Source organism: Pseudomonas bohemica (assembly GCF_002934685.1).
Lineage (GTDB): Bacteria > Pseudomonadota > Gammaproteobacteria > Pseudomonadales > Pseudomonadaceae > Aquipseudomonas > Aquipseudomonas bohemica.
Map to the genome: position 1 here is coordinate 1 of NZ_NKHL01000001.1, position 210 is coordinate 210.

Genomic DNA, 210 nt, shown 5'->3' on the forward strand with positions numbered 1-210 from the left:
TGGCAGTTTCCTCGCCGACTCATGCTGCTGATTACATTGTTGGCCTTCAAGAAGCTTTGCCAGTCTGAGCTACTGAACTGACTGCCTTGGTCTGAGTGGATCATCACTTGCTGCTGTGGCTTGCGTCGCCATACAGCCATCAACATCGCGTCGATAGCCAGGTCGCTGCACATCCTTGGCTTCATTGACCAACCAATTACTTGGCGTGAG

At 52.4% G+C, this 210-nt stretch carries 1 protein-coding gene; it reads right to left on the reverse strand.

What is annotated here, in order from left to right; all coding sequences use genetic code 11:
- The coding region (locus CE491_RS00005; protein ID WP_199884895.1) for a DDE-type integrase/transposase/recombinase at positions 1–210 on the reverse strand (210 nt) is incomplete at both ends.